This window comes from Providencia sp. UF-224 (genome assembly GCF_058245955.1).
On sequence record NZ_JBSICC010000003.1, the window covers coordinates 104799 to 129720 of the forward strand.

The 24922-nt window shown below is 42.1% G+C and carries 27 protein-coding genes, 1 other RNA gene and 1 pseudogene; 11 read left to right on the plus strand and 18 right to left on the minus strand.

Features of this window, described 5'->3' with window-relative positions; translation table 11 throughout:
- Positions 1-88: 88 nt before the first annotated feature.
- From rseC to rpoE, 4 genes are read right to left on the minus strand one after another with little or no spacing between them, the layout of a single operon-like run.
- Entirely contained in the window at positions 89-553 is a 465-nt protein-coding gene (rseC, locus tag AC4IFO_RS04510; RefSeq protein WP_490732195.1) for a SoxR-reducing system protein RseC, read from the minus strand.
- 3 nt (positions 554-556) lie between these two features.
- Positions 557-1507 (minus strand): sigma-E factor regulatory protein RseB, encoded by a 951-nt coding sequence (gene rseB, locus AC4IFO_RS04515; RefSeq protein WP_490732196.1) that lies wholly within the window; start codon positions 1505-1507, stop codon positions 557-559.
- On the minus strand, positions 1507-2130 hold the full coding sequence (rseA, locus tag AC4IFO_RS04520) for an anti-sigma-E factor RseA (protein ID WP_490732198.1): 624 nt from the start codon (positions 2128-2130) through the stop codon (positions 1507-1509). Before rseA ends, rseB begins: the two co-directional genes overlap by 1 nt.
- A 59-nt stretch (positions 2131-2189) precedes the next feature.
- Positions 2190-2768 (minus strand): RNA polymerase sigma factor RpoE, encoded by a 579-nt coding sequence (rpoE, locus tag AC4IFO_RS04525; protein WP_219246909.1) that lies wholly within the window; start codon positions 2766-2768, stop codon positions 2190-2192.
- A gap of 393 nt (positions 2769-3161) precedes the next feature.
- Here rpoE and nadB point away from each other — a divergent pair, with 393 nt between their 5' ends.
- On the plus strand, positions 3162-4757 hold the full coding sequence (nadB, locus tag AC4IFO_RS04530; RefSeq protein ID WP_490732200.1) for an L-aspartate oxidase: 1596 nt from the start codon (positions 3162-3164) through the stop codon (positions 4755-4757).
- Between the two features lie 35 nt (positions 4758-4792).
- Here nadB and trmN read toward each other — a convergent pair whose 3' ends face one another.
- Positions 4793-5527, minus strand: a complete 735-nt coding sequence (gene trmN / locus AC4IFO_RS04535; protein WP_490732202.1) for a tRNA(1)(Val) (adenine(37)-N(6))-methyltransferase TrmN — start codon at positions 5525-5527, stop codon at positions 4793-4795.
- A 155-nt stretch (positions 5528-5682) separates the two neighbouring features.
- Between trmN and AC4IFO_RS04540 the strand changes: the two genes are divergently transcribed.
- The 4 genes from AC4IFO_RS04540 to srmB all read left to right on the plus strand — a co-directional run bounded on the left by AC4IFO_RS04540 (position 5683) and on the right by srmB (position 10352).
- On the plus strand, positions 5683-6414 hold the full coding sequence (locus AC4IFO_RS04540) for an IclR family transcriptional regulator (RefSeq protein WP_490732204.1): 732 nt from the start codon (positions 5683-5685) through the stop codon (positions 6412-6414).
- Between the two features lie 2 nt (positions 6415-6416).
- A complete protein-coding gene (gene hutG, locus AC4IFO_RS04545) occupies positions 6417-7334 on the plus strand; it encodes a formimidoylglutamase (RefSeq protein ID WP_490732206.1) in 918 nt (305 codons plus the stop codon).
- A gap of 294 nt (positions 7335-7628) precedes the next feature.
- Positions 7629-8834, plus strand: coding sequence for a sodium/glutamate symporter (gene gltS, locus AC4IFO_RS04550; RefSeq protein WP_490732208.1), 1206 nt, complete (start codon positions 7629-7631; stop codon positions 8832-8834).
- A 180-nt stretch (positions 8835-9014) separates the two neighbouring features.
- A complete protein-coding gene (gene srmB / locus AC4IFO_RS04555; RefSeq protein ID WP_490732210.1) occupies positions 9015-10352 on the plus strand; it encodes an ATP-dependent RNA helicase SrmB in 1338 nt (445 codons plus the stop codon).
- Positions 10353-10387: 35 nt separating this feature from the next.
- Here srmB and AC4IFO_RS04560 read toward each other — a convergent pair whose 3' ends face one another.
- Entirely contained in the window at positions 10388-11833 is a 1446-nt protein-coding gene (locus tag AC4IFO_RS04560) for an ankyrin repeat domain-containing protein (RefSeq protein ID WP_490732212.1), read from the minus strand.
- Between the two features lie 158 nt (positions 11834-11991).
- A complete protein-coding gene (gene grcA, locus AC4IFO_RS04565) occupies positions 11992-12375 on the minus strand; it encodes an autonomous glycyl radical cofactor GrcA (protein WP_042844740.1) in 384 nt (127 codons plus the stop codon).
- Positions 12376-12757: 382 nt separating this feature from the next.
- Here grcA and ung point away from each other — a divergent pair, with 382 nt between their 5' ends.
- A complete protein-coding gene (gene ung / locus AC4IFO_RS04570) occupies positions 12758-13438 on the plus strand; it encodes a uracil-DNA glycosylase (protein WP_490732214.1) in 681 nt (226 codons plus the stop codon).
- Between the two features lie 55 nt (positions 13439-13493).
- On the opposite strand, the gene grpE is transcribed toward ung, so the two are convergent.
- The gene (grpE, locus tag AC4IFO_RS04575) at positions 13494-14087 is read right to left on the minus strand and encodes a nucleotide exchange factor GrpE (RefSeq protein WP_490732215.1); all 594 of its coding nucleotides are present in this window, start codon (positions 14085-14087) and stop codon (positions 13494-13496) included.
- Between the two features lie 101 nt (positions 14088-14188).
- On the opposite strand from grpE, the gene nadK reads away from it, so the two are divergent.
- From nadK to bamE, 3 genes are all read left to right on the plus strand, one after another.
- Positions 14189-15088 (plus strand): NAD(+) kinase, encoded by a 900-nt coding sequence (nadK, locus tag AC4IFO_RS04580; RefSeq protein ID WP_490732424.1) that lies wholly within the window; start codon positions 14189-14191, stop codon positions 15086-15088.
- A gap of 85 nt (positions 15089-15173) precedes the next feature.
- Entirely contained in the window at positions 15174-16835 is a 1662-nt protein-coding gene (recN, locus tag AC4IFO_RS04585; protein ID WP_490732217.1) for a DNA repair protein RecN, read from the plus strand.
- Between the two features lie 112 nt (positions 16836-16947).
- Entirely contained in the window at positions 16948-17325 is a 378-nt protein-coding gene (gene bamE, locus AC4IFO_RS04590) for an outer membrane protein assembly factor BamE (RefSeq protein WP_490732219.1), read from the plus strand.
- 151 nt (positions 17326-17476) lie between these two features.
- Here bamE and AC4IFO_RS04595 read toward each other — a convergent pair whose 3' ends face one another.
- On the minus strand, positions 17477-17773 hold the full coding sequence (locus AC4IFO_RS04595) for an RnfH family protein (protein ID WP_490732221.1): 297 nt from the start codon (positions 17771-17773) through the stop codon (positions 17477-17479).
- A complete protein-coding gene (locus AC4IFO_RS04600) occupies positions 17766-18200 on the minus strand; it encodes a type II toxin-antitoxin system RatA family toxin (RefSeq protein ID WP_490732223.1) in 435 nt (144 codons plus the stop codon). Before AC4IFO_RS04600 ends, AC4IFO_RS04595 begins: the two co-directional genes overlap by 8 nt.
- 153 nt (positions 18201-18353) lie before the next feature.
- On the opposite strand from AC4IFO_RS04600, the gene smpB reads away from it, so the two are divergent.
- Together smpB and ssrA are read left to right on the plus strand one after the other, a co-directional pair.
- Positions 18354-18836, plus strand: coding sequence for an SsrA-binding protein SmpB (gene smpB / locus AC4IFO_RS04605; RefSeq protein ID WP_206082532.1), 483 nt, complete (start codon positions 18354-18356; stop codon positions 18834-18836).
- A 48-nt stretch (positions 18837-18884) separates the two neighbouring features.
- Positions 18885-19248, plus strand: a transfer-messenger RNA (tmRNA) gene (ssrA, locus tag AC4IFO_RS04610).
- Between the two features lie 160 nt (positions 19249-19408).
- Here ssrA and AC4IFO_RS04615 read toward each other — a convergent pair.
- From AC4IFO_RS04615 to AC4IFO_RS04650, 8 genes and pseudogenes are all read right to left on the minus strand, one after another.
- Complete coding sequence (locus AC4IFO_RS04615; RefSeq protein ID WP_490732426.1) at positions 19409-20014, minus strand: phage baseplate protein; 606 nt, start codon at positions 20012-20014, stop codon at positions 19409-19411.
- 546 nt (positions 20015-20560) lie between these two features.
- Positions 20561-20941 (minus strand): annotated as a pseudogene (locus tag AC4IFO_RS04620) (phage baseplate protein); the annotation flags it as partial.
- Positions 20942-20946: 5 nt separating this feature from the next.
- Positions 20947-21606 carry a DUF2612 domain-containing protein gene (locus AC4IFO_RS04625; RefSeq protein ID WP_334001519.1) on the minus strand — a complete coding sequence of 220 codons (660 nt, stop codon included), beginning with the start codon at positions 21604-21606 and terminating at the stop codon, positions 20947-20949.
- A complete protein-coding gene (locus AC4IFO_RS04630) occupies positions 21603-22790 on the minus strand; it encodes a baseplate J/gp47 family protein (RefSeq protein ID WP_334001518.1) in 1188 nt (395 codons plus the stop codon). The genes AC4IFO_RS04625 and AC4IFO_RS04630 overlap by 4 nt, the downstream gene beginning before the upstream one ends.
- The gene (locus tag AC4IFO_RS04635; RefSeq protein ID WP_181468526.1) at positions 22783-23127 is read right to left on the minus strand and encodes a contractile injection system sheath initiator; all 345 of its coding nucleotides are present in this window, start codon (positions 23125-23127) and stop codon (positions 22783-22785) included. The genes AC4IFO_RS04630 and AC4IFO_RS04635 overlap by 8 nt, the downstream gene beginning before the upstream one ends.
- Positions 23124-23816 (minus strand): Gp138 family membrane-puncturing spike protein, encoded by a 693-nt coding sequence (locus tag AC4IFO_RS04640; protein WP_181468527.1) that lies wholly within the window; start codon positions 23814-23816, stop codon positions 23124-23126. The genes AC4IFO_RS04635 and AC4IFO_RS04640 overlap by 4 nt, the downstream gene beginning before the upstream one ends.
- 3 nt (positions 23817-23819) lie before the next feature.
- Positions 23820-24635 carry a baseplate hub protein gene (locus tag AC4IFO_RS04645; RefSeq protein WP_181468528.1) on the minus strand — a complete coding sequence of 272 codons (816 nt, stop codon included), beginning with the start codon at positions 24633-24635 and terminating at the stop codon, positions 23820-23822.
- Positions 24628-24921 (minus strand): phage baseplate plug family protein, encoded by a 294-nt coding sequence (locus tag AC4IFO_RS04650; protein ID WP_181468529.1) that lies wholly within the window; start codon positions 24919-24921, stop codon positions 24628-24630. The genes AC4IFO_RS04645 and AC4IFO_RS04650 overlap by 8 nt, the downstream gene beginning before the upstream one ends.
- Between the last annotated feature and the right edge of the window lies 1 nt (position 24922).

Here is a 24922-nt window from a genome sequence, read left to right on the forward strand (position 1 = left end):
AACTCAATAAACCACAAAAGGAAAACATTACGTTTTCCTCTTTTTTATCATGGTATCAAATAATGAATTGAATACAATCTATTGATATTTAGCAGTTAACCTGCACTGAAAGCTCAGAAGGTGGTAAGCCTATTTGCAAGACGACAGGTTGAAATGCGTCATCATCACGCCAATGAGAAGCAAATTTCCGTGCGGTATAAAAGCCGATCACGCCACCTAACACACCAGAAACAGCCACTAAAAATTGGCTAAAATCAAACGATTGAGCTAATCCTGCAAAAATAAACAATCCTAAAATCGGTGTTAAATACACCAGCATTGCCGAACGAATTAAACTTCCTTCAGGAATACCAACTTCGATTTTTTGCCCTTCAACCAAAGGCTGTTCAATCGCAATTTCCAATTCATGTTCCGTGTTTGGTCCTATTTTACTCAGCGCATAAGAACCACACGTTTTACGAGCACCGCAACTTCCGCATCCTGATGAAGAACCATAACGTAGTAATGCTCTTCCGTTTTGCCAACGAATGACAGTTGCCCACTCTTTTACCATAACCTACTCCCGAAACTGAACACTACCTGCAATAACTTGTGCCGTTGGCAAAGGTAATTCACCAATTACAGTAATGACATTTTGCTTTTGTGTCATTGTATAAATTGAACGACGCCCATTTTGCATAGGTTGGTCTAACAATGGACCTTTCGCCGATTTCGTCACATTAACTGAGAAGGTAAATAACCCATCGCTGAACATTGCGCTTTCCACAACGTCGTCCTCACTTAATTTACGTATAGAACGCGATGTTTCTTCAAAACCAGGAGGAAGCATACCCACTTGCCATTTGAAAGATGGCGCTGCATTTTTAGGGTACACTAACAACGGCGGCATATTTACCTTACTCAGTGCAAGTAATGAATCATTTACTGTTTTACTGTCTAGCACTGTAGAGATAACCCGAAACTGCTCTAATGTTTGGCTGTTGTTATCCAGCAAATCAATACGTAATGGCAGTTTCGTTTCCTCATCAATTAATAGTACATAATTAAATCGAGAATTGTCTTTCGATATTATGCGGATCACTAAAGCAGGCCGATCACCGATATGTGTGCGCCCTGCATCAATAAAATTGTAGTACGGTTTTATCTGTTCATAATTAGCAAATAAAACAGAAGGTAAGTTATCAACGATATTTTTGCCATTTAAACTAAACGCATCGAAGCCAGGCTCAAAATAACTGATGCTGTTACCTTTTTGAACAATTTCCCTGCGAGATGAATCCATCTGTATCATTTGTGAAACAGGGATATTGTTAATAATTGCGTGGCGATATCTTACAGGTGTAATTGTTTGCGGACTGAAAGTCATAAATGACATTTCATAAGAGAGGTTTTGGGCAGCATTCCCCATTTCTTTAAAAAGAACATCGGCACCTATTTCAGATGCCGAAGCTTGATTAGAAATAATCAGGCTGCCCGTCAGGCAGATGACGGATAACCATTTTTTCATTATTTCAGCTTAACTCCTGCTTCGGATGCAGGTTGTTCAGATTGTTGATATTGCTGGTTCAGCATTGAGCGTCTTTCAATTTCGTATTGTTGCAGCATCGCATTAATACGTTGATTTTGCTGCTCAACCTGTTGAAGTTGCTGTTCATTACCAAATAATTGGTTGTCTGAAATGTTTAAGCTCACAGGCGCGCCACTTCCAACAGGGATGGTATTAAACATTGGCTCATCAACCGTGGAATCAACAGCATTACTTTGATTGTATTGCTGTACACCCACAATAACGGCCAGTGAAACACATGCCGCAACACCAATTTGAGTTATTTGGCTTGCCCAAGGACGGATTTTGCCCCAGAACGGGAAAGCACCCCAAGTCGCAGGTTCAGGCTGCGATTCGACAACTACCTGAGGATTAATACGCACAGCTTCATTCTCTAATGCTGCCGCAACTTTACTTGCAATATCAAAGTGCATGACATCGCCAGTATCATTACGCAGAGTATCACGAATAAGATGATAGCTCTCCCAACGTTGCTTTAACGTTGAATCACATGAAATGGCATTCACAAGCTCTAAATCTAGAGCCTCGCCATCCATCATTGCGGAAAGTTTCTCTCTTTGCATGCCCAATTACCTTCAGTTAATTGCATCACAATTATAATTAATCTGCTGATTTAATAGCATTAGTGCTGTTGAATCAGAGGTTGTACTTTATTATCAATCGCTTCCCTTGCCCTAAAAATGCGTGAACGTACAGTTCCTACCGGGCAATCCATAATTTCCGCGATTTCTTCATAGCTTAAACCATCAAGTTCACGGAGCGTGATTGCCATTCGTAAATCTTCAGGCAACGATTCGATGGTTTTGAAAACAACTTTCTTTAATTCTTCAGACAACATTAAGTTCTCTGGGTTCGAAATTTCTTTTAAAGCACCGGCGCTCTCAAAGTTTTCAGCATCACTCGCTTCAAGATCTGACGCGGGAGGGCGTCTGTCTTGTGCGACTAAATAATTTTTAGCCGTATTGACCGCAATACGATAAAGCCAAGTATAAAATGCGCTGTCACCACGAAACGAGCCGATAGCACGATACGCTTTTATAAATGATTCTTGTGCCACATCAGGCACGTCCGCTTGCGGCACATAACGGGATACTAAGCTGGCAACTTTGTGCTGGTATTTAATTACCAGTAAGTTGAAAGCTTGTTGATCGCCTTTTTGTACCTTTTCAACCAATAATTGGTCTGTTAATTGCTCGCTCATTTCGGAAAGCATCTCCCGAATTCAGGCTGATAATATGTTGACTTGTTCATGTTCTCCCATCCTAAAGCAAGCACTACTTTGAGTTATAGAAACCATTGAAGTTCAATTTAATCTAAAAAAATAGTCAAAAATTTACAAAAGTGCTGTTTTTTCATTTTCGAAGATCCCAAAGATCCTCATTAAAACAATTGTGTACAAATTCCTGAAGGCCAAGAATACAGCATACGGATTTTGCAAATGAATGCTATAGCTATCACATTAATACAACATGAATAAGTAAATAGACCTAAGTCAAGATAGTGACTGTAAACCGCTACCCAGCAATAGTAATCGACAATCTGATAGGCTAACATAAAAAAACACACTACATACTATTATATACAGCAAACACACATGAACGGATCCACACAGCATTACACTGATATTTTAATCATTGGCAGTGGTGTCGCAGGACTATCCGCCGCCTTACGACTTGCCCCCTTTCATCAAGTCACCATTTTGAGTAAAAGTAGTCTTAGTGAAGGAGCGTCTTATTATGCCCAAGGTGGTATTGCCGCCGTATTTGATGATACCGACAGCATAGAGTCCCACGTCGAAGACACGCTTATTGCAGGTGCTGGCATCTGCCATAAAGAAGCCGTTGAATTTATCGCTTCAAATGCAAAGGATTGCGTACAGTGGCTTATCAAACAAGGGGTTCTATTTGACACTGAAATCTCAGAAAGTGGCGAAACTCAGTACCACTTAACCCGTGAAGGTGGTCACAGCCATCGTCGTATACTTCACCATGCCGATGCCACAGGAAAAGAAGTCGAAACCACCCTTGTTGACCTTGCTTTTGCTCACCCAAATATCCATATAAAAGAACGCTATAACGCCGTTGACCTAATCCTATCCGAAGGCGAAGCACCTTCACGTATTTTAGGTGCTTATGTTTGGAATCGACAACAAGAGCAGGTTGAAACGATCCGTGCCAAAACCGTTATTTTAGCAACAGGTGGCGCAGCAAAAGTCTATCAATACACCACGAACCCAGACATTTCGTCAGGAGATGGTATCGCCATGGCATGGCGGGCAGGTTGCCGCGTTGCTAACTTAGAATTCAACCAATTTCACCCCACGTGTTTATTCCACCCACAGGCACGAAACTTCTTACTTACCGAAGCATTGCGCGGTGAAGGTGCCTATTTAAAACGCCCTGATGGTAGCCGTTTTATGCCTGATTATGACGAACGCGAAGAACTCGCGCCTCGTGACATTGTTGCCCGGGCCATTGACCATGAAATGAAACGCCTTGGTGCAGACTGCATGTACCTTGATATCAGCCATAAGCCAACCGATTTTGTGCAGCATCATTTCCCAACCATTTATGCCAAGCTTATGACGCTAGGGTTAGACATCACCAAAGAGCCTATCCCTATCGTGCCTGCGGCGCATTATACCTGTGGAGGGGTGATTGTTAACCAAACGGGTATGACCGATATCGCTAACTTATATGCCATTGGTGAAGTCAGCTATACTGGCTTACACGGTGCGAACCGTATGGCATCTAATTCATTGTTGGAATGCCTTGTGTACGGCTGGTCAGCAGCAGAAAATATCAAATCAACACTGCAAAATATTGATGAAGTGCCGCACTTACCTGAGTGGGATGAAAGCCGAGTACATAATTCAGATGAACAAGTCGTAATCCAACATAACTGGCATGAATTACGCTTGTTTATGTGGGACTACATGGGGATTGTGAGAACAACGAAACGTCTCGAACGCGCACTTCGTCGCATTCATTTATTGCAGCAAGAAATTCACGACTATTATGCTAACTTCCGTATTTCCAATAACTTACTGGAGCTACGAAATCTTGTGCAAGTTGCAGAATTAATGGTGCGATGTGCTTTGGAGCGCAAAGAAAGCCGAGGGCTGCATTACACATTAGACTATCCCGATATGTTAGAAAATTCAGGACCAACTATTTTAAAACCGGAATAAGCCACAAAACCAACGGGATAATCATTCCGTTGGTTTTAATATTTAAGATAAAACGGCTGGATCAATGTACGAAAATCTTCAGTATATTCGCCGTTTTGTGCTTTTAGCGCTAAATTGCTCACCTGAGCGTGTGAATTCACCAATCGCAAGCCTAATAACATACGGTGAAATGGTGTTGTAGGTTTATCACTCACATTGACTCTCAGCGCTGTAAACCACCCGCCATCTTCAGCCATGGCTTGCACTTTTTCACCAACTTCATACGGTAATACTAAGCAAAACAGCCCATTTTCCTTTAAACAACGCTGTGCACATTCTAATAATACGTCATGAGTTAATGCGCCTGTATAGCGTGCTTGTTCACGTTGTTCATCTCTGCACGCCACCGCAGGTTCGAAATAAGGCGGGTTGCTCACAATCAAATCATATTGCGTGTGTGAATGCTGACTATAGTGGATAATATCCTGATTAATAATACTTAATCGCTTCGTCCAAGGTGACTCAGCAAAATTTGCTTCGGCTTGATGTGCAGCTTGCACGTCCAGCTCAACCGCATCAATCTGTGCATTTTGTTGGCGCTGCGCTAACATTAGCGCAACTAACCCACTCCCGCTGCCAATATCCAATGCAGATTGAACATCATCAACAGGCACCCACGCTCCTAACAAAACGCCATCAGTGCCCACTTTCATTGCACACTGGTCATGGGCCACAAAAAACTGTTTAAATGTAAACCCACCCTTTCGGTGTTTTTTTTTCTGCTCGTTCATCCACACACTCTGTTTATCTAAGTCTTACTATTTTCTCATATTGAGCAAATAAAAGTCATCGTTTAACCTATTTGCCACAATATAATTCTTGCAATATGAGAATTATATTTGAGACGTAAAAATTTTACTGTTAAGTTCGAAAAAAAGGAGATGCGATGAACAGCATTAATAGAACCTTAGATGTCTTGTCTTACATCACAAGTTGCGCATCCCCAGTGACGCCACAGGTTATTTCAACCGCATTGGATATTCCATTATCAACGGTTTATCGCTTGCTAACAATTCTCATAGATTGGGAATTTGTTTCTCATGCAAAGCAGTATGGTACCTATTGTGTCGGCTCGCAGAGTATCAAAAACCACGAAAAATACTATCACCACAGTTTATTGATGGAAGCCACTAAATCAGAGCTTCAATCATTAGCCAAAAAAACACGCGAAACCGCAGCGATTATTACCTCAAATCTGCGAGAAACAATTTGTGTAGACATGATTGAAAGTGAACAAGCCTTGCGCTGCTCATTTATCATCGGTCGCGGTAATACCCTTATCAAGGGCGCCAGTGCCAAAACATTGTTGGCTTTTCACCAAACACAATACCAAGAACAAGTGTTTGAGATACATGCAAAACAACTAATTTCTGACGTAGATAAGCTGAAGTTACAACAAGATCTACAACAGATCCGCAAGCAAGGTTATGGCACATCAACCAGTGAGATTGATGAGGGTGTATTTGGTGCTTCGGCACCTATCTTTAAAGGAAATGATGTACTAGCAGTTGTTTCTGTTATGGCACCTGAATTTCGTTCAACTCACCGTATTGACGAGCTAATTATGCACACACGTCAAGCGGCGGATAACATCACTAAATTGATTAATTTGGAGTAACTATGACACAACCTTTCCAATGGCAAGGGCGCACGGATGGTGAAACACAAGAACATTTGCGTATTCATCAAGTCATTAACAAAGTTTCACCTGCACAATTTACGTTGATAGGCTTTGCCTCCGATGAGGGTGTTAGGCGCAATAAAGGCCGTCAAGGGGCTAAAGCTGGTCCTGATGCCATTCGCCGCCAACTTGCTGGATTACCTATCCACCAGCCACTAGCGATCAAAGATATGGGAACCGTAAGTTGTGATGATGGCAACCTTGAAGCTGCACAACGTCGTTTATCCGATAAAATTATTGAAAGCCTAACCGCAAATGAGCACCCGATTATTTTAGGGGGTGGTCATGAAGTTGCCTTTGCCAGCTTCCAAGGGCTATTTGATTATGTCGAACAAAATCAATCAGGTAAAACCATTGGTATTATCAATTTTGATGCCCATTTTGATTTACGTGAAGCACCTGAAGCAACCTCCGGCACGCCTTTTTTGCAATCTGCACATTTATGTGAAAAACATCAACGCCCATTCCATTACCTGTGTTTGGGCATCGCTGATCATGGCAACACCAAGGTGCTATTCGATACCGCAGACCGCTTAAGCTGCCAATACATTCGTGACAAACAACTGAGTTTTTCACAACTTCCACAAGCCATTAAGCAACTCCAAGCATTTATTGATACCGTTGATTATTTATATGTCACGGTGGATTTAGATGTGTTCTCTGCTGCTATTGCCCCTGGTGTTAGCGCCCCTGCACCTAAAGGTATCTCTACTGAAACATTTGATGAGCTTTTTGCCATCATTAAAGGCAGCAAAAAAATCGCCCTCTTCGATATCGCAGAGTGCAATCCTGAATTTGATATTGACAACCACACCGCCAAACTCGCGGCTTATTTGATTTACCAATATTTATTCTAATAAAACAACACAACAATTCGACTGATAAATAAACTGTTCGCTTCAATCTGTTGAGATAGCGTCTATTCAAACACCACAATAAAAATAGGTTTGAAAAGAAATATCAACTTAGCTGTAACCATCTGAATTTTAATGTTTTTCATAATAAGTATTTTAACTATTAGATTTCAAGTTACAGCTAGGCGGCTAACGAAGATAGCTGTAGGAGCATACTGGAGTATGTGACTAGGGTGAGCCAGAGAAGCCAACAACGCTGTAGCTAGAAAGATAAAGGTATAACACAAAGGGAAACTTATGATTCTACACCTAGACGCACTATCCACCTTATTCCTCACCGTCATCTGCCTCCTCATGGGCATCCACTTAAAAAAGCGCATTGAGTGGTTACAACGGTTTTGTATCCCATCTCCTGTAATTGGTGGATTTTTAGTGAGTTTAATCATTTGGGGATTGAAATCATTCAACCTCGCCGAAATCAATTTCGACACCAGTTTACAAACCTTCTTGATGGTCGCATTCTTCACCACGATAGGTATTGATGGCAGCTTCCGCATTCTCAAAACAGGTGGTCGCTTATTATTTATGTACCTATTTATTTGCTGGTTTGTGGTGATTTTCCAAGACACCTTTGGTGCAGGGTTAGCGCACTTATTAGGCATCGAACCCGTTATTGGCATTATGGCTGGAGGCGTATCTCTTACTGGCGGTCATGGTGGAGCAGCCGCCTTTGGTGGTATGGCAGAAGGGCTTGGCGTACAATCGGCGACAGTTGCCGCCATTGCCGCAGCCACCTTTGGTTTGATTACAGGCAGCTTATTAGGCGGCCCAATCGCCACCTATCTAATCAAAAAATTCAACGTTCGCATTCAAGCAGACGATCAAGTCGAAAAAATTCAAGTGCCTGAAACTATTGCAGGGAAAATTGAATCTATTGATGCGCATGCTTTCTTAAAAATGCTCGCCTTGATCTTAGGGATCATGGTGATTGGCCAATTTGCTTCTGCGCAGTTTACCAAAGCCACTGGTTTTTCATTGCCTAGCTATGTTGGTGCGATGATCATTGCGATTGTCATTCGTAATATCAATGATCAGGTCGAATTATTTCGTATCAACCAAAAATCTATCGACCTGATTTCTGAAGTCTCGCTAGGCCTGTTCTTAACCATGGCCATGATGTCACTGAAGATTTGGGAATTAAAAGCTGTGGCACTTCCACTCTTCACCATTTTATTGGCACAAGTTATCGTTTTAATTCTACTCGTCGTCTTTGTGATCTTTAGATTGTTAGGGAAAAACTATGACGCAGCCGTCATGTGTGCAGGCCTAATGGGTCACGGTTTAGGTGCGACACCCAATGCCATGGCGAATATGTCATCCGTGTGTGAGCGCTATAAACAGGTTTCCATGAAAGCCTTTATGATTGTGCCGCTAAGCGGTGCCGTACTCATCGACTTAGTGGGGATCCCATACCATACTTGGTTGATTAATATGCTTAGCTAATAAATATATAAAAGAGGAGAGTTTCGACTCTCCTTATTTCTTTTGCCATTTTGCTGATATTTCCTCGAGTTACCACTCCCTGTCAGACCTGAAAACAGTTACACTGGTGAAAAGCGGATTTTTTCAGGTGAACAATTTTGCTAACCTGTTTATAATCAGCGCCCCAAATAGAGGTATATCATGACTGCATCCACTTTTTCTGAACTTGATCTCGATGAGAGCTTAATTGACGCGCTGTCAGACAAAGGCTATCAACGTCCCACTGCTATCCAAGCTGCTGCTATTCCAGCCGCAATGGATGGTCGTGATGTTTTAGGTTCAGCCCCAACAGGAACAGGTAAAACTGCGGCATTCTTACTGCCAGCAATTCAACATTTACTTGATTTCCCAAGAAAAAAATCAGGGCCACCACGCGTTCTGATCGTCACCCCTACCCGTGAATTAGCCATGCAGGTTGCTGACCAAGCAAAAGAATTATGTGCACATAATCACCTAGACATTGCAACAATCACTGGCGGTGTTGCCTATATGAATCACGCTGAAATTTTCAGCGAAAACCAAGATATCGTTGTTGCCACCACAGGTCGTTTATTACAGTACATTAAAGAAGAAAATTTTGACTGCCGTGCCGTTGAGATTTTGATCCTTGATGAAGCTGACCGCATGTTAGATATGGGCTTTGCGAACGATATTGAGACCATTGCAGGCGAAACACGCTGGCGCAAACAAACCATGCTATTTTCAGCAACCCTTGAGGGTGAAGCCATTCGTGACTTTGCAGAGCGTTTGCTGGAAAATCCAATTGAAATTGACGCAGACCCATCTCGCCGCGAACGTAAAAAAATTCAGCAATTTCATTACCGTGCAGATAATCTCGAACACAAAACAGCACTACTTTGCCACTTACTTAAGCAAAAAGATGTGACAAAAGCGATTGTGTTCGTCCGCAAACGTGAACGCTTACGTGAACTGGTTCAATGGCTACGAGAAGCGGGCATCGAGCCTTGTTATCTTGAAGGTGAAATGCCCCAAGCTAAACGTAACGAAGCTGTTCGTCGTCTTGTTGATGGCCAAGTGAAAGTTCTTGTTGCGACCGATGTCGCATCCCGTGGTTTAGACATCGATAATGTCAGCCATGTTTTTAACTTTGACTTACCAATAACGGCTGATGTTTACCTGCATCGTATCGGCCGTACAGGCCGCGCTGGTCGTAAAGGTACAGCAATTTCTTTAGTTGAAGCACATGACTTCCCATTATTGGGTAAAATTACACGTTACATTGAAGACCCAATCAAAGTGCGTGTAATCGATGACTTGCGCCCAACGACAAAAGCCCCGTCTGAAGCGATGTTAAATAAGCCTAAACCGTCGAAAAAAGTGCTTGCAAAGCGCAAAGAAAAGAAAAAAGAAGAACAAACGAAGAAAAAAGAAAAAGTACGCCATCGCGATAAGAAAAATATTGGGAAACGTCGTACTCCGGTTAATCCTGCTGCATCAGCGACTAGCGATAAATCGTAATAATCAATCAAACGGGTTTCGGCCCGTTTTTTATTTTATCCCATCATATTGACTATTTTATCCCGCATTCTTTTTCCTTCTGGTGTTAATAGCTCTGGTTTGATTATGTGATTTTCGATTATATCTTTGCAATCTAGTCCTTGGTTATTTTTCGTTCGCCAGTCGGCTCCATTGGCTAATAATAATTCAGCCACATCTAATGCATGACTATTTAAAGCATCATGCAATGGCGTATTACCTAAACTATCTTTAATATTAACCAGCAAACCATTCTCTAACAGTATTTGGGACTGCATCACTCGGCCACTTTGCGCGGCTAGATGTAAAATACTTTTATGTTGTGTTAACTGTGAACTCTTAATCGCTTGCCCATAAGGGGAATCAAGCAAGACTTGCATAAATTGCCCATTTATTGCCCTAGCCGATTGCTGAGCGAGAAAATTAATATCGCAAGATTTATCATGGCTTTTTATAAGATTTGAAAACTCCACAATATTGCCTTTTTTAATTGCACTCTTACAACATTCTTGCCAATTTATATTTTGTTTTTCATCAGCCGCCGGAAATAATTTTAACGGAATTTCCACCTCTTTATCATATTCCCCTGTAATTGCATTCCAATTATTCCACGGTTTATGTTTACACATCATTTTAATGATTTTCACCATCGAATGGGCAATAAAACTTCTTGTTAATAATCGGTGCGGTAACCAATTTTTCCAAGAACTCTGTTCGCTATAAGCCATTTTAATACGCGTTCCCAGCGCTGAAGGGATAGGTAAAGTATTTTGTAATGAGTCAAGCCAGTCATATTGTACGGTATAAAACCGGATCAGCCCGTCTCTCGCTATTTGTTCCGCAATGTCATAATCGAGCCCAATTCGGTTTACAGTATTCTTTGCAAGACCAGCTGGACTAAATGCAACTCCTGGGCTTTGGCTGGCTAATGCAGCAATTGATGCAAGGCCACCACCTAATGAATGCCCTGTACAAATCATCTTTCCATTGACTGAATTAGACAAAATATTAGCTAAACCAACTGCTTGGTAGTATTGCGGCTCATATTGACCAAGACCTTGGCGAATATTGGCGTAAAAATCAACGATGTCATTTGTTCCCGCAAAGCAGAGTATGTATAAATTATCGTATCGGCATATATTGGCTTGAAACCCTGAAGACTCATCTCCCAATAACTCCGCATCAATTCCTAATACGTTAAGTTGTGTCGTATTTAATCTTTCCACTCCCAAAATGTGTTGCCAGTCTTTGTAGTAAGCTCCATGTGACAATAAAGCCAAAATATAGTCTTTTTTTTGAGCATCAAAGCCCCAAAAATGGTCTTTTGTCATATTTTGGGGCCAGCGCTCTCTTTCACACAGTGGAATATCTAAACTGTGATTTTGCAAATAGATACTTAAACCTTCCCTAGCGAGAGAAAGCTCATCCAATGAGTCTAGTGTTGGTTGTATTGATAAAGGCATAGATTCTCCCTAACAAATGCGTATGTTGGAAGAATATTGAATGCTAAATAGTGTTGAAGAGAAATACTCAACTTTATTAGAGGTAAATAAAAAGCCATTGATATCAATGGCTTTAGAATTTATTACATTATGCTAGATGTGATAGTGTTTAAACTTTATTACAAACTTTCAGTGAAAGTACGGGTAATAACATCACGTTGTTGTTCAGGGGTTAACGAGTTAAAACGAACTGCATAACCTGAAACACGGATAGTTAACTGAGGATATTTTTCTGGGTTTTTCACTGCATCTTCTAATGTTTCACGACTTAATACGTTAACATTTAAGTGCTGACCACCTTCCACACGGACAGTTGGTTTCATTTCCAGTGGCACTTCACGGTACTCAAAAGCCCCTAATTCGTCTTTAGCAACGATCTGGCCTTCATTATAATCAGCTTTAGCACAAACGCAGCGCGCTTCATTTTTCTCGTTATCCAGTAACCAGAAAGAATTCAATAATGCTGCATTATCAGTTTTAGTAATTTGAATACCTGTAATCATGTCGACCTCCACGTTCGAACTAGATTGCGCTCGATTTTTGTATCAATCAAAGCTGCATTAACCATCAATCTTATATACATTTGCAATTGGATATTTGGTCTAACCAATGTCTCTGAGTATTTTATACCAGCTCAATAGGTCATTTTCTTTGATATTTATCAATTATTCCGTATAGCAATTAACCAAACCAGTTCAACTTTATGATTTAAATCAATATTCATCATGATGACATTTTAATTATTTTTATAAATTTTCAAATTAATTTGAAATGAATTATAAAGATCAGGGCTTTATCTCTGCTCAACGAACCAGTAAGCTTATTACCATCATTTGGTTCAGTTATAAATTGCGCCAGCCAACATTCATTGTTATGGAAAATTTCATGTCAAATACCATTACATGGCACGACGTCATTGGCCCTGAAAAATTAAAACCGTATTTTAAAGAAACCTTATCCTATGTCGCGCAGCAGCGCCAAGCTGGCAAAGTTATCTATCCGCCACAAGATGATGTTTTTAATGCTTTCCGCTATACCGAACTTGCAGATATTAAAGTCGTTATCTTAGGCCAAGACCCTTACCACGGGCCAGGACAGGCTCATGGACTCTCATTTTCAGTTTTACCGGGTATTAAGCCACCTCCATCCCTTGTGAATATGTATAAAGAACTCGAAAAAGACATCGCAGGGTTTACGCGACCATCACATGGTTATCTACTCAGTTGGGCGCAGCAAGGTGTGTTGCTATTAAATACTGTGCTCACTGTAGAGCAAGGTAATGCGCATTCTCATGCCCATTTAGGGTGGGAAACATTTACAGATAAAGTCATTGAAGCGATTAATGAAAATACCGAAGGCGTCGTATTTTTACTTTGGGGCTCACATGCTCAGAAAAAAGGCAAAATTATCGATACCAAACGCCATCACGTTTTAAAAGCACCTCACCCTTCTCCACTTTCTGCTCATCGTGGCTTTTTAGGTTGTGGTCATTTTTCACAGACGAATGAAATTTTAATTCAACAAGGCAAAGCGCCAATTGACTGGAACCCTGTGATTAATGAATAGCTGCCTGTTTTAGGTAAGAAAAAGAATGGGATACACATGTATCCCATTTAAACAATTATTTCGAAACAATAACCATTGCAGGTCTGAGTAATCGGTTATTTAACGTATACCCTTTTTGCATCACGTTAATCACATGATTAGGTTGGTGATCAGGTGATTCAATCATTGTCATTGCTTGGTGAACTTCAGGGTTGAATGGTACATTCGCATCCCCCACAGGTTCGATACCAAACTTAGCGACAGCATCTAAGAACGTTTTCAGCGTTAAATCTAACCCTTCTAACATCGCTTTAGATTGCTCATTATCGCGATCAGCGGCATCGATAGCACGTTCCAAATTATCAATCACAGGCAAAAGCTCATTTGAGAACTTCTCAAGTGCAAATTTGTGCGCTTTCTCGATATCTTGCTCCGTACGACGACGAATATTTTCAATTTCAGCATGTGCGCGTAACATCGCTTCACGTTCTGTTTTTTGAGAAGCCACTAATTGTTCCTCAAGCTCAGCAATACGCGCTGCTAACGCTTGTTCGTTTGCTTGCATTTCTTCAGCTTGCTGAACATCCATTTCTTGCTCTGTTTGCACTTTTTGTGATTCATTTTGCTCAGAAGCTTGCTCATCATGCATATTTTGGTCTTTACTACTCATGAATATCTCCGCGTATTTAGCATTAATCCCATATATGAGAGTATTATGGGGATCTAATACAGGGATTCAAGGGAAGTCATACAATGAGAGGCCAAAAAAGTATGCAAAAGGACAATAATACAGCACATTCTCACTTCAAAACGATAGGCATTGTCGGGCACCCAAGGCATCCTGAAGCGTTAGCAACTCATGAACTTATTTATCATTGGTTAATTTCAAAAAATTACCATGCCATTATTGACAAGCAAGTCGCTAAGGATTTGAAGTTAGTGAATGCGACAACTGGCACGTTAACTGAAATTGGCCAACAAGCCGATTTAGTCATCGTAGTGGGTGGTGACGGTAACATGTTAGGTGCAGCTCGTATATTATCTCGCTATAACAATAAAGTTATTGGTGTGAATCGTGGAAATTTAGGTTTTCTCACTGACCTAGACCCCGATAATGCCCTACAGCAACTTTCACGCGTGCTTGAAGGCGAATATCGTGAAGAAAAACGTTTTCTTCTTGAAGCCCAAGTCATTAAGCCTAATCAAAAAGCACGCAAGAGCAGTGCGATTAATGAAATCGTACTCCACCCCGGCAAAGTTGCTCATATGATTGAGTTTGAAGTCTATATTGATGATAAATTTGCATTCTCACAACGTTCTGATGGGTTAATTATTGCCACACCGACAGGCTCAACAGCCTACTCTCTATCCGCGGGAGGCCCTATTTTAACCCCTAATTTAGATGCTATTGTCTTAGTTCCTATGTTCCCGCATACCTTATCATCACGCCCGTTAGTTATAAGTAGCGATAGCAGTATTCGCTTAAAATTTATACGCACCAATATTGATTATGAAGTCAGCTGTGACAGCCAAATCATGTTACCAATTCAAGATGGTGAGGAGGTCATTGTAAAACGTAGTAATAAAAGTCTGAATCTTGTGCATCCTCAAGACTATAATTATTTCAATACATTAAGCTCAAAATTAGGGTGGGCGAAAAAAACTTTCTAGTTTTTTTGCTCTGCCTCTTTACTGTATAAAAAAACAGGCTAAACTGTATGAAAACACAGGTGTGTATTTTTACAGGAGAGCGCAGATGCTTACCCAATTAACCATCAATAATTTTGCTATCGTTCGTGAGCTAGAAATTGATTTTCGTAGCGGTATGACCACCATCACTGGTGAAACAGGTGCGGGTAAATCTATTGCAATTGATGCGCTTGGCCTGTGTTTAGGTAACCGCGGCGAAGCCAATATGGTGCGTCCAGGCGCTCAACGAGCTGATCTTTGCGCTCGCTTTTCTTTATCAGATGCAAAAATGGCAGCGAATTGGCTGGCAGAGCATCAACTTGATAACCAAAATGAATGCTTACTGCGTCGTACTATTGCCTCAGACGGTCGTTCACGTGGGTTTATTAATGGTGTTTCGGTTCCACTCTCCCAACTTAGAGAATTAGGTACCCTATTAATTCAAATCCACGGTCAACACGCACATCAATTATTGCTTGATACTGCACATCAAAAATCTCTGCTTGATGCCTATGCAAACCAGCAAGACCTGCTTGCACAAATGAAGCAAGCTTGGCAAACATGGCATGATTCATGCCAACAACTTGCTGTATTTCAAAAACAAATGCAAGAACGTGAATCACGTCAGCAATTATTGGATTATCACTTAAAAGAACTCAATGAATTTCTTCCTGTTCAGGGGGAATTCGAAGAAATTGATCAAGAATACAAACAGCTTGCTAATCATGGTCAATTTTTAACAATTGGGCAGAATGCCGCACAAATTTTGTCTGAGAATGATGATGCCAATGTCATCAGCCTGCTAAACATGGCAAAAAATGAGTTAACGGATCTCGTCGCACTAAATCCTAAATTTTCAGGCTTACTTGATATGCTAGAAGAGGCATCGATACAAGTCAGCGAAGTCAGTGATGAAATAAAACACTACTGCGACCAATATGAACTTGATCCTAATCGTTTGTTTGAACTAGAGCAGCGTATTTCTAAACAAATCAGTTTAGCGCGTAAACATCACATTGCGCCCGAAGCTCTACCTGAATTATTTCAACAACTTTTGTCTGAACAAACGCAAATCGCCAACCAAAATGAAGACTGTGAAGCATTAAACTCACAAGTCCTTGCTGATCACCAAAAAGCGTTGGCTTGTGCTGAACGCTTACATCATGTTCGTTTACATTATGCGCAAGAACTTAGCACACTTATTACTAGCAGCATGCACCAGCTATCTATGCCACATGGCTTATTCACGATTGATGTAAAATTTGCACCTGAACAACTTCAAATTGATGGTGCTTGTAAGATTGAATTTAATGTCACAACCAACCCAGGGCAACCACACCAAGCACTTGCAAAAGTCGCTTCTGGGGGCGAACTTTCTCGCATAGCACTTGCAATCCAAGTGATCACTGCGAAAAAAATGGATACCCCTGCATTAATCTTCGATGAAGTGGATGTCGGCATTAGTGGTCCAACTGCTGCCATTGTAGGTAAATTACTACGTGAGCTTGGTGAATCAACGCAAGTCATGTGCGTCACCCACCTACCTCAAGTTGCAGGTTGCGGCCATCATCATTTTTATGTGAGTAAAGAAACAAATGGCGTTGACACCGAAACACATATGCAATTACTAGATAAAAAAGCACGATTACAAGAACTGGCAAGGCTTTTAGCGGGTTCTGAAGTCACAAAAAATACGTTAGCAAATGCAAAAGAGTTGCTTGCAGCATAATTTTTGACAACTTTTTTGCGCTCGTGTGGTCTTAGAGTCGATAAGGAAGGTTTTAAAATGTATCAATGTCGATTATCATTGATGTTCTGACTCCAAAAGGAATGAGATATCCATGCGTTATAAATTGTTAACTGCTGCTGCACTATCACTCGCATTAATGTCTACGGGCTGTTCAATGATGGAACGTCTTGTCTATCACCCGGACATTAACCAAGGTAATTACCTCACAGCGAAAGATGTTGCTAAGATCCAAAAAGGAATGACTCAGCAACAGGTCGCTTATACTTTGGGCACACCAATGTTATCCGACCCGTTTGGTACTCAAACCTGGTATTATGTATTCCGTCAAGAACTGGGGCATGATCCTGTTAAACAAGAGACTTTGACACTTATTTTTGATCGCAACGGTATCCTTACTGACATCAAAAATGAGAAAAATCTTGCAGCTCAAGAGTCTATGGAAGCAGCTGAGGCTAAAACAGCTGACTAAAAGTATGGACACATTGATCTATAACTAAAACGTAACTAACCCCCCGATTATTCACCGGCGGTTAGCTATGTTTGTCACTGTGTCATAGCTGTTACTGAGTGACGAATACAAAAAAGCCGAGCAACAGCTCGGCTTATCAATGTCACAAAGCCTAAATTTTTTTCGCTTCTTTTGATTTTTCAGCACGCTTACGGCGTAACTCTTTAGGATCTGCAAGTAAAGGACGATAAATTTCAATCCGTTCCCCATCTTGCACTACATCCGAAAGCTTCGCTGGACGACTATATATCCCTACTTTATTCTTCTTTAAATCAATATCATCACGCAAAGAAAGAATGCCAGAAGCGACAATTGCCTCTTCTATAGTCACACCATCAGTAAGCTTTACAGATAATAAATATTGTTTCTCAGGTAGTGCATACACCACTTCAACATTGATATCAGACACTATAGACATCCTTAGCTCTTAGTGTGAAAGCCTGAACCATGTTATTGGCCAGTTCTTTAAATATTTTTCCAAATGCCAACTCAATGAGTTTATTGGTAAATTCAAAATCAAGGTGAAATTCAATTTTACAAGCATCGGCACTTAAAGGAATAAACTTCCATCCACCAGATAGTTTACTGAATGGACCTTCTACTAATTGCATATGGATGCATTGATTATCTTCAAGTACATTTTTAGTAACGAACGTTTTACTGATTCCCGCTTTTGAGACTTCAACAGAAGCCGTCATTTCCTCAGCACTATGGCTGATAATACGACTCCCCACACACCCAGGCAAAAAACTTGGGTATGAAATCACATCATTTACGAGTTTATACATTTGTTCTGCACTAAAAGGGACTAACGCAGAGCGACTAATCTGTGGCATATCAATTCCTATCCCTAAAAACTGCGCATATAATAGCACTATTGATTGGTTAAACAAAAAACAAAACCCGCACAGGGCAAGAAATGCACAATCAAAAAAATATCAGCGCAGAAAGATTTCATTCAACGCATCTTACAGTATAATGAATGCACTATGACAAAGAAAAAACCATATAAACCCGGTTCAGCAACAATTGCAATGAACAAGCGTGCTCGCCACGAATATTCTATCGAAGAGGAGTTCGAGGCGGGTTTGTCCCTACAAGGTTGGGAAGTTAAATCACTACGTGCTGGCAAAGCTAACATTGGTGACAGTTACGTATTACTTCGAGATGGCGAGGCCTATTTATTTGGTGCTAACTTTACGCCTCTCAATGTTGCATCTACTCATGTGGTCTGTGACCCAACACGTAGTCGTAAACTTTTGTTAAATCAACGTGAATTAGACACCCTTTATGGTAAAGTTAACCGTGAAGGCTACACCGTCATCGCACTTTCTCTCTATTGGAAGAATGCATGGTGTAAAGTAAAAATCGGTGTTGCTAAGGGTAAAAAAGCCCATGATAAACGTTCAGATATTAAAGAACGTGAATGGCAACTCGATAAAGCACGTATAATGAAACATTCTAATCGCTAAGTCCTAGCTTTATAGGATAATTTTCTGTTATACTGCGTTCAACAACTTGGGGCTGATTCTGGATTCGACGGGATTTGCGAAACCCAAGGTGCATGCCGAGGGGCGGTTGGCCTCGTAAAAAGCCGCAAAAAAATAGTCGCAAACGACGAAAACTATGCTTTAGCAGCTTAATAACCTGCTTAGAGCCTTCTCTCCCTAGCCTCCGCTCTTAGGACGGGGATCAAGAGAAGTCAAACCCAAAAGAGATCGCGTGGATGCCTTGCCTGGGGTTGAAGCGTTAAACTTAATCAGGATAGTTTGTTGATGGCGTGTCTGTCCGCAGTTGGCAAATGAATTTAAAGACTAGACTAAGCATGTAGTACCGAGGATGTAGAAATTTCGGACGCGGGTTCAACTCCCGCCAGCTCCACCAAATTTGGTGGGTCAGTGATAGGACAACAGGTTTAAAAACAGGAAGTTAGCAAAATCAGTTGGACTAGACACTGGCAACATTAAGGCTAGAAAGTGCACGTGAAATGCACGCGCATTTGAAAGTTACTAAAAGCCCACTTCGGTGGGCTTTTTTATTATTTTTAACTAACTCGATACCACCCCATCAACATAATATAAGCGTTAGTTATATTTACAGCTGCACCGCTTCCCGCGTTACCAATCATTCCTGTCACTGTATGACTATGTGCTCCACTATTTGATGTATCCCCAGTCCATGCATTAGCAGCGCTTATATTAATCTGAGTTACATCCGCATTAACGACGCCAGAAGCGGTATTTACTTTGAGACTTCGTGTCGATTTACTGAATGCGCCGGAAGCAAAGCCCGGTGCTTGTGATTCTGATTTTCCCCCACCAAGAGCCAATGAGCCTGTTATGTTCATTGTTCCCCTATTATGAGTATGTCCCCCCGCAGAGGATGTTGAACCTGAGAAACTGTGGCTATGAGCTGGCATATGTGAAGCCGTTAACGTCACTGAATCAGAGCCACCAGTTGTCAACACATTCGCACCACTCGCTGCAGCTAATCGAATAGTTTTATTTTCGCCGATGTATTGCCATTTCGTACCAGGGAATAATGTATTGGGGTTCTTGTTTTGCGCGAACCACACCACAATACCAATAGGGTAAATGGTATTAAGATTGACCGCGTTTTGTAATGCATCAGTGACGGCTTTCTGACTCATCACGCTAGTTGTTGATGCGCCAGTCGATTGGACGACACTACTTGTATTGAGCTTATTATTAAGCCCGTTATTGAGTGCTGTGTTTGTTGCATAATCCCCCGATGGTTGATAATTCCCCTTAGCTTGGTACCGTGTATCCCCTTCCGCTTTGGTGTAGCTTTCGCCTTTGAGAGCGTAATTACCCGCAGGGGCATAATTGCCCTTAGGTTGATAGTTGGTATCAGACTCCGCTTTTGAATAACTATAGCCTGCTGCTTGATAGCTGCCTTTAGGTTGATACTTACCATCGGTCTCAGCCTTGGTATAACTATCCCCTTTTAAGGCATAGTCCCCTGATGGTTGATAACTGCCTTTTGGCTGGTATCGTGTATCCCCTTCGGCCTTCGTGTAGCTTTCACCTTTAAGTGCGTAGTTGCCTGCGGGGGCATAGTTGCCTTTAGGTTGATACTTGGTGTCAGATTCGGCTTTAGAATAGCTATAACCTGCCGCTTGGTAATTACCTAACGGTTGGAAACGCTTGTCAGATTCGGTTTTGTTATAAACATTGATATCACCCGCACTTAAATCGGCTTTCAGTTCCTGCCATGCGGTACCTGAGACAGGTTCAGCATTGTTATTTTCAATCTTCGACTGCCACGTCTTGTTTTTATGATAAACAATGGCGCGAATAGGATATGGCTTGCCTTCTGCTGCCCACTTAGGAAAACCAAAGCTCTGCAGCTCTCCAATGGCTTCCGTGATATCGTGAAACATGCCGTTCATCTTTTCACGTTCAATATCTTTGGCCGCAGGGTCAGTTTGTTGGTCACGCTCATAATCGTAACTATAACCTTGCGTGTAAGAAACTGCGCCATCGGCTTGCACATCATCGGGAATAGAAGTCCTGTCCCCTTGTGTTGCAAAGGGGATTTTAAAGATTTTTGTCATGAGTTTTAGGCTCCGAAATTACTGCTAAGGAAGTTTTTGCGATATTGGCCGTGACCGAAAGCTTTCTTCGTCACGATACGGTATTTAACACCCACACCCGATGGGCGAGGCATAAGATCAAAGTTTTCAAGAAGAACCCGTAAACGTTCGTCCGGGTTGAAATTAAACACGTAATACAGATAGGTCATATCCAGCGGATCAAGCACAAATACCTTGCTGTCGTCCTGCCAGAAGAACCGTTTAAGAAATTCGTTAATATGGGTGACCGTGGGGCTTTGCGTAAGGTTAAAATAACGCATACGCACGATGAGACGCTTTTGGTCGACCGTCAGCGATAAAGTGTAATCGGCATTACGTCGAAAGTTGCCTTTGAAATTGGCATTCTTTTTACCAAAACCAAAACCGATTTTCGTTTTATCGCTCGGGGGGACATCAATCCCCAACGGCACATCGAGTATGCGCGCCCAAATATTCAGCCCAAACTCGTTCGCAGTATCGATATTAAACACATCACGGTACCAATCACGCCAAAACTGGACAGTGGATTGTTCAAAATAGTCTGCTTTGTATTTAGCTATTGCTTTGAGATTTTCCGCATCTTCATATTGCCAAAGGATCGCCTTTAATAAATCAGAATGAAAATCAAATGATTGAATTTTGCTCATACCAGCACCACCTGTACCGCACTGCGTTTGAGCCTTGCCACCTCATTCATTTTGATTTCATAGTTATTTGAAGACCAGGCTTTGCCATCCGTTGAAAGTTCGACGCGTGTAATAAACAACCGAGGTTCGACAGCATTGATACCGGCTGATATTTCGAAAGGTGATACATCGCGCCCCACCACTAAACCGCCCTCGCCATCGATATCCCCATTTGCCCATGACTCAACTGCGGCGGGAATAATCGTTTGTGCATCGACGGTGGCTTTTTTCACCGTTACTCGGCAGAACAACACAATTTCTTTCGCCCTATCGAATTTAACGGGATAAATTTGGCCGCTGATGTTTTCCAATACTTCAACTTCTTCACTGCCGTTAAAAGCCGCACCGAGTGTTTTTGTGCGCAACAGTGAACGAGCAATCGCCTCTTTATCGCCCCCTTCAACACACACATAAATGCTATGGGGAACTAACGTGATCCCATCAAACATCATCGGTTGGTCTGTGTAATTTTCTCGATAGGCCAACGAACGAACCCCCTCAAGTTCATACAATGCAGAGGTAATCGCTTCTCCCACACTGACGGTGTTTTTGGCTAACGTCTGCTTGCGTCGTCGCCTTGATTGTAGGTCTGATTCGGCATCTCGACCCAACACCGCATTGCTGGGGTTATGAACGTTTTCCCAACCTAATACCGAACTGGCTACTTTATTGAGTTGGCCCACACCGCACTCAATCGCGCCCGTTTCAATAGCGCGCATATCCCCAGTGACTGAGCCATCTTTGCCAATAATTAAAGTCTTGGTAGTTTCGAATAAATCACCATTCAGTGTGGCGGCTTGTGATCCCTTGGGAATAATGGTGTCGGCAATACCCGTGAATTTCACCTGTGATAAAAAGGAGTGAGTCGCATCAAAACGTTGTCCCCCCATTAAAGCCCATATTGCATCAAGGAAAATACCACCGGCTAAATCGGGGTTAATTTGATTGGCCAGTTCAGCATTGTTGCGCACAACGGCGTCCCGATTTTCGACCTCCATGGTGATCAATGCCCCTTGTGGGGTTTCGGGGTTAACATCCAGTTGCTGGCCAAAGACACTTTTAAATTCGTTTTCAACGTCATCACGTAAGGTGCTGGTATCCGGCACAATTACACCCTGTGACGTGAGATATTGATAATCAGCCATTGAGCGTTATCTCCCCATAAATGGTTTGGATCACCGCGGTATAGTTCAGCGAGTTATCTGCGATTAATGCCGAGAATGACACGACCGATATCACATCATCCAATTCACGCATTCGGTCACGAAACGCTGCTTCAAATAACGGAATGTCCGCCTGTCGCCCAAAGGTGGTTTTCCAGTACGGAATGCCCATATCGAGTTTATGTAGCATTTCACCACGGAGTGCTTTGACGTAATGCTCACAACGGTTTTTCGATGCCCGTTCACCACTCACAATCGATAAGTTTCCATCATTGCCAAGATGAATGTCGTTACTACTGTTGACATTAAATGTCTTCATACGGGGACTCCTGAATTGCTATTACCACTTTGAATACCGCTGTGTTTATGGGTTGAGCCGATATCTTTACCGTTGTGTTTCATCGTGCCACCATTTGAGTCGCTGTTGCCATTTACAGCCTGATTACCATTCACCGTGACATTACCGTTAAACGTAGTTTCGGGCACATTGACTTCAAGAACGGGCGAATCTAAAACCGCTTTTCCTGCATGCAATGACAAGCACACAGAACCATCCATGGACTGGATCACCAAGGCATCAGCGTTTTTACCATCAATTAGCCAGCCTTTCAGGGTGTCGGGGTAAAACATCGCATCGCTAAAGGTATGTAACCGTGCTGTATTGGGTTCATCTTCTAAACCGCCACGTTGAAAAACCAAGCTGATATCTCGGTCATTGGCTTTTAACCAACCGAAATCACCCGCCTTGATCGGCATGCGAATAAAAAAGCCACCGCCGCCAAAACGAAAAACGGGAATATTCGGTACCGCTGCTCGCCCGATTTTTTGGCCTTCTGTCGATACCATCATGACTAAGGGCTTAATCACGGCTCGATTAGTTTTATCGTTATAACTCATCACCACAGAGGGAAGCATGTCATCGATGTTCATCAAAAAGTTACGAAATGCGGCCGAGAGCTGCCCTGCCAAGCTGCCTTCGCTAGCAATATCACTATTGGGTTGGTTCATGGTTTACACTCGTTTGCAGGTCGCTTGGTAAAAAAAGGGATCGTCGTGAGAGGCAATATCGAACTTAAGTTGTTCGATAATGTAGTCGCCATTTAAGGCAGGATTAAACTGGCTTTCAAGGCGTAACATGCCACCCAATGACGACTCGCTATCAATTAAATAAGTGACATCGACGCCTTTTTCCGTGGCTTTAGGAATACCGACCATGCCCGATTTTTGGTTGAGGATACGCAAGCGGCCACTTAACGCTTTATCCTGGTCTTTCACATACAACATGTCATCGTCAATAAACGCTTTCACATTGCCCGCATCTTGCAGTCGCTCGACTTGTTTGAGCGCTGGCCCGCAAAAATACCAATTAGCGATATTTTTATCAGTCGCTTGGAAGTCCAATTTAACCCCGCAATCCTGTGCAATGTTCTTGGCTAGTTCGCTCATTTTGCTTATTGCACTACCCGATGAAGAAACAATGTCACGCGCGTTGGTATTGTTGGTTTTCGCTTTTAAGGTCAGTGTCACATCGGGCGGTGAGGCGATTTCTGCGCTAACAATATCCCCCACATAAATGCGAAATACGCCCGTACTGGCGCGTCCCGCTTCAACAATTAAACGGTGCGGTTTCTTCGCTTGGGTGTAAGGGCTGGTTTCGGTCAGCAACATATTGCGCGTTGTCGCATTGAGGCCATCGATATTGACCGTGCATTCATTCTGCAGGGGATTGGCATATTTAGTGCCACTGGCTCGAATTCGCAGCCCCTCATACCATTGCAGCCGACCATTAACTTCAATGCCTAATCGGATACGGCGTAAATCAATCATCTTCACCCCACCAAACAAGACTGTGTGATTGGCCAAACTGCGCCCACCACGGATATTCATCATTTTCAGTGATAAAGGCGAAATTACCGTTACCCGATAAATAGCGGTAGGGGATCAGCGGTTGATTGGGGATCACACGAATACCTTGCAGTAAAACCACATCATTGCGCTTGATATCGCAACACATTGTTGTTCGCGCCACTTTAATCGTCAGCTCCCACTCGTCACCGCCAAGGCTCACGCGCAAACGTTGATTAGGTATGGCATTTAAAGGGATCTCTTGCATG

Coding starts and splice junctions, on each gene's coding strand:
- AC4IFO_RS04560 (WP_490732212.1), bottom strand. CDS start 11,833: ATGCCTTTATCAATACAACCAACACTAGACTCATTGGATGAGCTTTCT.
- nadB (WP_490732200.1), top strand. CDS start 3,162: ATGAACGGATCCACACAGCATTACACTGATATTTTAATCATTGGCAGT.
- smpB (WP_206082532.1), top strand. CDS start 18,354: ATGACAAAGAAAAAACCATATAAACCCGGTTCAGCAACAATTGCAATG.
- rseC (WP_490732195.1), bottom strand. CDS start 553: ATGGTAAAAGAGTGGGCAACTGTCATTCGTTGGCAAAACGGAAGAGCA.
- AC4IFO_RS04635 (WP_181468526.1), bottom strand. CDS start 23,127: ATGAAGACATTTAATGTCAACAGTAGTAACGACATTCATCTTGGCAAT.
- rseA (WP_490732198.1), bottom strand. CDS start 2,130: ATGCAAAGAGAGAAACTTTCCGCAATGATGGATGGCGAGGCTCTAGAT.
- hutG (WP_490732206.1), top strand. CDS start 6,417: ATGACACAACCTTTCCAATGGCAAGGGCGCACGGATGGTGAAACACAA.
- grpE (WP_490732215.1), bottom strand. CDS start 14,087: ATGAGTAGTAAAGACCAAAATATGCATGATGAGCAAGCTTCTGAGCAA.
- AC4IFO_RS04630 (WP_334001518.1), bottom strand. CDS start 22,790: ATGGCTGATTATCAATATCTCACGTCACAGGGTGTAATTGTGCCGGAT.
- srmB (WP_490732210.1), top strand. CDS start 9,015: ATGACTGCATCCACTTTTTCTGAACTTGATCTCGATGAGAGCTTAATT.
- AC4IFO_RS04625 (WP_334001519.1), bottom strand. CDS start 21,606: ATGAGCAAAATTCAATCATTTGATTTTCATTCTGATTTATTAAAGGCG.
- AC4IFO_RS04600 (WP_490732223.1), bottom strand. CDS start 18,200: ATGCCACAGATTAGTCGCTCTGCGTTAGTCCCTTTTAGTGCAGAACAA.
- AC4IFO_RS04645 (WP_181468528.1), bottom strand. CDS start 24,635: ATGATTGATTTACGCCGTATCCGATTAGGCATTGAAGTTAATGGTCGG.
- AC4IFO_RS04540 (WP_490732204.1), top strand. CDS start 5,683: ATGAACAGCATTAATAGAACCTTAGATGTCTTGTCTTACATCACAAGT.
- AC4IFO_RS04615 (WP_490732426.1), bottom strand. CDS start 20,014: ATGAGTCAGAAAGCCGTCACTGATGCATTACAAAACGCGGTCAATCTT.
- AC4IFO_RS04650 (WP_181468529.1), bottom strand. CDS start 24,921: ATGCAAGAGATCCCTTTAAATGCCATACCTAATCAACGTTTGCGCGTG.
- recN (WP_490732217.1), top strand. CDS start 15,174: ATGCTTACCCAATTAACCATCAATAATTTTGCTATCGTTCGTGAGCTA.
- grcA (WP_042844740.1), bottom strand. CDS start 12,375: ATGATTACAGGTATTCAAATTACTAAAACTGATAATGCAGCATTATTG.
- rpoE (WP_219246909.1), bottom strand. CDS start 2,768: ATGAGCGAGCAATTAACAGACCAATTATTGGTTGAAAAGGTACAAAAA.
- ung (WP_490732214.1), top strand. CDS start 12,758: ATGTCAAATACCATTACATGGCACGACGTCATTGGCCCTGAAAAATTA.
- AC4IFO_RS04640 (WP_181468527.1), bottom strand. CDS start 23,816: ATGAACCAACCCAATAGTGATATTGCTAGCGAAGGCAGCTTGGCAGGG.
- bamE (WP_490732219.1), top strand. CDS start 16,948: ATGCGTTATAAATTGTTAACTGCTGCTGCACTATCACTCGCATTAATG.
- trmN (WP_490732202.1), bottom strand. CDS start 5,527: ATGAACGAGCAGAAAAAAAAACACCGAAAGGGTGGGTTTACATTTAAA.
- nadK (WP_490732424.1), top strand. CDS start 14,189: ATGCAAAAGGACAATAATACAGCACATTCTCACTTCAAAACGATAGGC.
- gltS (WP_490732208.1), top strand. CDS start 7,629: ATGATTCTACACCTAGACGCACTATCCACCTTATTCCTCACCGTCATC.
- rseB (WP_490732196.1), bottom strand. CDS start 1,507: ATGAAAAAATGGTTATCCGTCATCTGCCTGACGGGCAGCCTGATTATT.